The 6,858-nt window shown below is 56.2% G+C and carries 5 protein-coding genes and 1 other RNA gene; 4 read left to right on the forward strand and 2 right to left on the reverse strand.

All coding sequences use genetic code 11. From position 1 onward, the window contains the following. Positions 1-726: 726 nt before the first annotated feature. Positions 727-2,574 (reverse strand): endonuclease/exonuclease/phosphatase family protein, encoded by a 1,848-nt coding sequence (locus tag Q0Z93_RS09265; RefSeq protein WP_298064836.1) that lies wholly within the window; start codon positions 2,572-2,574, stop codon positions 727-729. A 112-nt stretch (positions 2,575-2,686) separates the two neighbouring features. Between Q0Z93_RS09265 and Q0Z93_RS09270 the strand changes: the two genes are divergently transcribed. The 4 genes from Q0Z93_RS09270 (at position 2,687) to Q0Z93_RS09285 (ending at position 6,652) form a co-directional block, all read left to right on the forward strand. Beyond that, entirely contained in the window at positions 2,687-4,198 is a 1,512-nt protein-coding gene (locus Q0Z93_RS09270; protein WP_298064839.1) for a catalase, read from the forward strand. 91 nt (positions 4,199-4,289) lie between these two features. Next, on the forward strand, positions 4,290-4,628 hold the full coding sequence (locus tag Q0Z93_RS09275; RefSeq protein WP_298064841.1) for a DUF4491 family protein: 339 nt from the start codon (positions 4,290-4,292) through the stop codon (positions 4,626-4,628). A gap of 3 nt (positions 4,629-4,631) precedes the next feature. Next, positions 4,632-5,324 carry a DUF2461 domain-containing protein gene (locus Q0Z93_RS09280; RefSeq protein WP_298064843.1) on the forward strand — a complete coding sequence of 231 codons (693 nt, stop codon included), beginning with the start codon at positions 4,632-4,634 and terminating at the stop codon, positions 5,322-5,324. Next, positions 5,321-6,652, forward strand: coding sequence for a YihY/virulence factor BrkB family protein (locus Q0Z93_RS09285; protein ID WP_298064844.1), 1,332 nt, complete (start codon positions 5,321-5,323; stop codon positions 6,650-6,652). The genes Q0Z93_RS09280 and Q0Z93_RS09285 overlap by 4 nt, the downstream gene beginning before the upstream one ends. A 127-nt stretch (positions 6,653-6,779) precedes the next feature. Here Q0Z93_RS09285 and ssrA read toward each other — a convergent pair. Then, positions 6,780-6,858, reverse strand: a transfer-messenger RNA (tmRNA) gene (ssrA, locus tag Q0Z93_RS09290); the annotation flags it as partial.

The following is a 6,858-nucleotide window of genomic DNA, read 5'->3' on the forward strand; positions in this document are numbered from 1 at the left end:
CGATCCGGTCTGTAACTACCCTAAACGGCATCGCCGGCGTCGGACGGTGCTGCTGAGATGCGAAAGGACTTTTCAACTGTGATCTCCCGATGACGCCCCGGAGCCACCCCGGGCGAAGGGCCGCTCGGCACTCGAACCGCAGCCGTTGGCTGTTTTATTGGCCGCCTCTACCTCAAAGTCCCGCTGGCTCCGGCTGACAACAGGTATTTCGGTGAAAGCACAAAAATTCCCCGGAAGCGTCGTGTTTTGCCTTGAGGGGGACGCGCAGGACGGACGCCCGACAAGGCGAAACCGGCTGGAGGCGGTTGTTCTTTGCTTCGTTTGACCTGCGGTCTTCCTCGCGCTACCTCGGCATAGCCCGCAAGCGGTCTTTGCCCTCGGTACGCTGCTCGGTTCTTTTGCTGCCAAAAGAAATGAAGAGCCCAGCCAGTTCGAGGCGATAACAAGCGTACGTTAATTATGGTTCCCGCGGCAGCTGCGGCCCAGTCGCCAAGGCCGCACAGCGGCCTTCGGGGGGCTGGCGACGGGCCGGATACTATTGTACAGTTAATTTTCGGGTCGGACACCCGAAATGCTGTAATCAAGGACACTTTTGCCTTATTGCAGGTCTCTCGAAGGGGAGGCGCCCGGCCTGCCCGCAGACGCGGAGAGCACATTGAAAACCATAACAGAAAAAGGTCTGTCTTTTATAAAAGACAGACCTTTGGGCATAATCATCCTAAAGTTCTATAAATCGAGTTTCAGTTTTTCGTCGCCCTGCGTACCGTAGACCCTCAGCGTCATCGTCCTGCCCTGGCGTTCGAGCACCATCACCGTCGCATCCTCCGGTTTGAAACCGCCCCCGATCACCACCGGATACCCCACGTTTCCCGCCTCCGAACCCGCCGGATGGTAAGCGAACCGATGCGTATGGCCGTTCAGAGCCACCGCGAACGGCGCCTTCCGCAACAACGGATTCCACAGTTCCAGACACGGATTGTATTTGTCCGTATTTCCGTAAACGGGAATATGATGTACCAACACCTTTTTCCCCGCTTTTTTAAATGTTTTGGACGACAGCTCCGTTTGAAGGAAAGCCACCTGATCCTTGCGCAGTCCCCCGAAATCGTTGAGACCGTAATAGACCCAATGGTCGTCCGGCTTGTCCTCGCCGCAGTCGAGCAGCACGAACCGCGTATCGCCCCAGCTGAACGCCCCGTAAGTCTTGCCGCCCACATAGTCGAACAGCTCGCGCAACCCGATCGAATAGGCATTGCGAATCTCATGGTTTCCGCGCAGGAAGAACACCGGAATCTCCTCCGCCCCGATGCCCTCCGTGTAGTGCGAAAGCGAAGCCACCGCCTGTGTGCGTGAAGCCGGATCGTCGATGCAGTCGCCGTTGAAGACCGCGAAATCGTATTTCACACCTTTGTTCCGGATAACTTGCAGCAATTTGTCGAACGTGCCGAGGTACTGATGCAAGTCATTGAAAATAACCGCCGTAAAGTTTTCCGTATCTGCCGCAGGCAAGGTGAAAGAATAGAACGGACTTGCCGCCGTGCCCCCGAACTGTTTCTCGTATCCGCCGTAATAGAGCATCTCGCGCGAGTGGATGCGGTAGTAATACCGCTGTCCCGGAACGAGGTGTTCGAGCCGGATTTTGTTCAACTCGTTTCCCGCCATGGTCTGACCGTCCACCAGCGTGCGAGCCGTCCGCAGGTCGGCCGTATCCGTGCCGTACTCCACCCAGCTGTACGCCGGCGTATTGGTCAGCCACGTGACCGTAACGCCGTTCCCCGTCGGATTTTGCAAGTAGGGATCGGTGCGCAGGATAGGCCCGTAAACGACATCGGCATAAGCCGGCCGATGATCCGACTGGTACGGCGCATCGATCACCCCGCGTTCACGGGCGCGGTAATATCGCTCCCCTCCGATATATCCCCAGATGTAGTCGATCGCATCCCGCGGGGTATCTGCCGGCCAGCTTTTCTGTTTGGTGTCGGTCAGCGGCAGGAAACTCTTGCGCAGCGCCTTGAACGGTTCCGAATCGGGCGTGAAGTTGAGGTCGCCCGCCAGGAAAACGGCTTTATCCGGATACAGAGCCGCGATGCTGTCGATCATCCGGATCGAGGTCAGCTGGTCGGCTTCGGTTAGCGAAAAATGCGTAGCCATAAATACATATTCCGGAAATTCGGCTGCGATCAGCACACGGGCCTCCTCGCGGCCCGGCAATGCGATACGCTTTACGGCCTGCGGTTCTTCCCGGCATAACAGGCCGATGCCGTATGCGCCTCCATCGTAGTCGATCGCTTTGGCGAAAATGCCGTGCATCCCCGTCCGTTCGGCGAATTCTCCTAAAGCGTAGGTTCTGCCGTTGCGTCCGGTGACACTGTCCAATTCCTGAAGGGCGCAGAGGTCGGGCCGGTGGTTCCGGATCACGTCCGCCGCGCGGTCGTAGTCGCGCCGCTCGTCCATACCCAGGCCGCCGCGCACGTTATAGGTCATGATGCGCAGTTCGTTCGGCACGTTTTCGGCCTGCGATTTCATCGGCGTACCAACCAGCAGGAGGGCCGCCGCAATCAGAGTCGATTTCATAAAAAAGCGGTTGGTTTGGTTTGAAAATTGATAGTTGCAAAAATAGCGTTTCTCCGGCGGGAATGGAACCCGAATTTTCACAGACCATTATTAAACAAACGATCCGCTTCCTATGAAAACAGAAAGAAAACCCCGATTGACCACGCAGGCAGGCAAGCCCGTGGCCGACAACCAGAACATCGAAACGGCCGGCGAACACGGCCCGGCCCTGTTGCAAAACGTCTGGTATCTCGAGAAACTGGCCCACTTCAACCGCGAGCGCATTCCGGAGCGCGTCGTCCATGCCAAAGGCTCCGGGGCATTCGGCACCTTCACCGTCACGCATGACATCACCCGCTACACCAAAGCCTCGATCTTCGCCGAGGTCGGCAAACAGACCCCCATGCTGGCCCGGTTTTCCACCGTGGCCGGCGAGCGCGGCGCGGCCGATACGGAGCGCGACGTGCGCGGTTTCGCCCTGAAGTTCTATACCGACGAGGGAAACTGGGACCTGGTGGGGAACAATACGCCGGTGTTCTTTATCCGCGACCCGTTGAAATTTCCCGATTTCATCCACACCCAAAAGCGCGATCCGAAGAACAACATGCGGAGCAATACGGCGATGTGGGATTTCTGGTCGCTGAGTCCGGAGTCGCTGCATCAGGTGATGATTCTTATGAGCGACCGGGGGATTCCGAAGAGCCTGCGCCATATGCACGGTTTCGGGAGCCACACTTACAGCTTCCTCAATGCCCGGAACGAGCGATTCTGGGTCAAATTCCACTTCCGGACTCAACAGGGGATTGAGAACCTGACGAACAAGGAGGCGGCGCAGATCGTGGCGAAAGATCGCGAAGCGTCGCAGCGCGACCTGTTCGAGGCGATCGAGCGGGGCGATTTCCCGCGGTGGACGCTCTACGTCCAGATCATGCCGGAGGCCGAAGCGCTCACCTATCGGGTCAATCCGTTCGACCTCACGAAGGTGTGGAGCCACAAGGATTATCCGTTGATCGAGGTGGGGGTCATGGAGCTGAACCGCAATCCGGAGAACTATTTCGCCGAGATCGAACAGGCGGCTTTCAATCCGGCCAACAACGTGCCGGGGGTCGGTTTTTCGCCGGATCGGATGTTGCAGGGGAGGCTGTTCGCTTACGGCGACGCACACCGCTACCGGTTGGGTGCCAATTTCGAGAGCCTGCCGGTGAACCGGCCGCGCGTGCCGGTGCACAACTACCATCGCGACGGGCTGATGCGCTCGGACGATAACGGAGGCGGGGCGGTGAACTACGAACCGAACAGTTTCGGCGGGCCGGCCGACGACCGCGGAAGGCTCGAACCGCCGCTGCCGCTTCAGGGCGATGCATTCCATTACAACCATCGCGCGGATACGGATTATTACAGCCAGCCGGGAGATCTGTTCCGCCTTTTGCCGCCGGACGAGCAGCAGCGGACGATTTCAAATGCGGCGGAGGCGATGGCCGGGGTGCCGGATGCCATTCGTCTGCGGGCGGCGGCGCGCTTTTACTTGGCCGACGAGCGCTGCGGAAAGGGAATTGCTGCGAAACTGGGGATTTCGGCGTCCGATCTTCGGAAGGAGGCGGCGCGGTTGTTGGAAGACGATCGTCTGCGGGCGGCTGAAAAGTAAGGGACGGAACGGATGAATGCCGCGGAATTTCTCGCCGGTCGAGATGTTTTCCGCGGCATTTTCCTATCTTTACGAAACGAAAAAGAGAAATATGGAGTTTTTGCAGGATTATCGGCTTTTGGGATTGGTGATAGGCATTTGCACATTTCTGATTATCGGCTTGTTCCATCCGGTAGTGGTCAAGGCCGAATATTACTGGGGCACGCGGTGCTGGTGGTTGTTTCTCGTGCTGGGAATAGCAGGGACGGCGGGGTCGATGTTGACGGACCATGTCCTGTTGTCGGCTTTGCTGGGGGTGTTCGCCTTTTCGTCGTTCTGGACGATCAAGGAGGTATTCGAGCAGCAGGAACGGGTGCTCAAGGGGTGGTTCCCGATGAATCCGAAACGGGCCGCCCACTACGAATCGATCCGAAATAACGAAACGAAATAGGATATGATCGAAAAATCGACGCTGGAATTTCTGGACGACCTGCGGCGCAACAATTACAAGGAGTGGTTCCACGAAAACCGGGCGCGCTATGACGCGGCGCGGGAAAATGTGTTGGAAAATGCGGCGCGGATGGTCGAGGGGATCAATCGCTTCGATCCGTCGCTGGGCTACCCGGATGTGACCAAACTGATTTACCGGATCAACCGGAACCTGCGCTTTACGGCGGACAAAAGACCCTACAAAACCCATTTCGGCGTGGTGATGAATGCGGACGGCGACCGGCACAGCCCGTTGTCGGGCTACTATATGCACGTCGAGCCGGGAGGAATGTCGGTGGTGTCGTGCGGGCTTTACATTACGGAAGAACATGCCGCTTCGTTGAACAAAATCCGGCAGGCGATCGATACGGACTGGGAGGAGTTCAGTGCGATCGTCAATGAACCGGAATTTCGGAAACATATAGGCGACTTGTGTCGGGAGGATAAGGTGCTCAAACGGGTGCCGAGGGGATTCAGTGCGGATTCTCCGGCGGCGGAGTATCTGAAGCTGAACCATTTCTATGTCTGGGTGCACATGGCGGACGATTTGGTCACGAGTCCGGGGTATATTCCGGAAGCGCTGAGGCTGTTCAAGCTGATGAAGCCGCTCAACGATTTCCTGAACCGGATTGTCAGGCCTATACCGGTCGGATTATGAAGAAACTTTTTCTGAAAACAAAGCAGTTCGTTATCGACACGATCCGCTTCTTTACTTATGACATCTGGCGGATCAGCAGCATCGACAGCTCGGTTAAACGGGTCGGACTTTTCAACCTGTTGAAAAGCTTCATCCTCGCGATCCGCAATATCAGCGGGTCGCAACTCAACATCCGGGCCGGAGCGCTGACTTACAGCACGCTGCTCTCCATCGTACCAATTCTCGCCGTGCTGTTTGCCATCGCCCGGGGTTTTGGTTTCCAGAACATCGTTCAAAGCGAGCTGTTCCGCTACTTCTCGGGACAGGAGGGGCTGCTGCGCCAAGCCATGAGTTTCATCGACCAGTCGCTCGAATATGCCAAAGGGGGCGTCTTCCTGGGTGTGGGCATCGTGCTTTTGCTCTATACTATATTCAGTCTGCTCAGCAAGATCGAAAGCAATTTCAACGACATCTGGCAGATCAAACACGGCCGGCCTTATGTGCGCCAGTTTACCGATTACCTGGCCTTGCTGGTCATCACGCCCGTTTTTCTGATCTGCAATGCCGGATTCTCGATCATGCTCAACACCGCCGCTGGCCAGGAACATATCCTGGGCTGGGCTATCGCACCGGTGGTCAAAGTCATTCCGTATCTGATAACTGTCCTGCTGTTCGTTTTCTTGTACATGTATGTGCCGAATACGAAAGTCAAGTTTCGCAGTGCGCTGTTCGCAGGCCTGTTTACGGGAGTCGTTTTCCAGATTTTCCAGATTCTGTATATCAGCGGACAAATATGGATCTCGAAATACAACGCCATTTACGGAAGTTTCGCTGCGCTGCCGCTGCTGTTGCTCTGGCTGCAGCTCTCTTGGTTCATCTGCTTGTTCGGCGCTGCATTGGCTTTTGCACACCAGAATATCAGCAAGTTCGATTTCGAGCAGGAGACCAAGAATATCAGCCGACGCTACCGGGATTTTATTCTGTTGACTGTCATGTATCTTATCGTCAAGCGTTTCGAGGCGGGCGAAAAGCCGTATACGGCGGACGCGCTTTCCGAACGGTACCGCATTCCGACCCAACTGACTTCGGACACGTTGGAGACGCTTCTGAAGATCGGGCTGGTGATCGAGACTCCCGCCGAGGGCGACAAGGTGATCCCGGCTTATATTCCGGCTTTGGACATCGGCCGTATCAGTGTCGGTTATCTATTCGACAAGGTGGATACTTTCGGATCGGAAGATTTCCGCATCGACATCAAGAACGATTTCGGCAAAGAGTGGCAAACCATCCTGAATATGCGCGAGGTGGTTTACGGGAAAGATAATTCCTTGCTGATTAAGGATTTATAGACAAGGCAGCTCGTGGGCATACCGTCGCAGTTGGAGATTTGTGCCTGAAATGATAGAAAAGGCGCACTCTGGTGGTAAGAGTGCGCCTGCTAATGTGTCCTTGATAATCGAATGATTGTCAGGGTTTTGGTGGAGCTGGAGGGAATCGAACCCTCGTCCAAACGAGGAACCCCGAAGTTTTCTACATGCTTAGTCTCCGCTTGATT

This window comes from uncultured Rikenella sp., assembly GCF_947628055.1.
GTDB lineage: Bacteria > Bacteroidota > Bacteroidia > Bacteroidales > Rikenellaceae > Rikenella.

What these genes read in the sequence shown, in the direction of transcription:
- Q0Z93_RS09285 (WP_298064844.1), top strand. Translation starts at nt 5,321, where the DNA reads ATGAAGAAACTTTTTCTGAAAACAAAGCAGTTCGTTATCGACACGATC.
- Q0Z93_RS09280 (WP_298064843.1), top strand. Translation starts at nt 4,632, where the DNA reads ATGATCGAAAAATCGACGCTGGAATTTCTGGACGACCTGCGGCGCAAC.
- Q0Z93_RS09275 (WP_298064841.1), top strand. Translation starts at nt 4,290, where the DNA reads ATGGAGTTTTTGCAGGATTATCGGCTTTTGGGATTGGTGATAGGCATT.
- Q0Z93_RS09265 (WP_298064836.1), bottom strand. Translation starts at nt 2,574, where the DNA reads ATGAAATCGACTCTGATTGCGGCGGCCCTCCTGCTGGTTGGTACGCCG.
- Q0Z93_RS09270 (WP_298064839.1), top strand. Translation starts at nt 2,687, where the DNA reads ATGAAAACAGAAAGAAAACCCCGATTGACCACGCAGGCAGGCAAGCCC.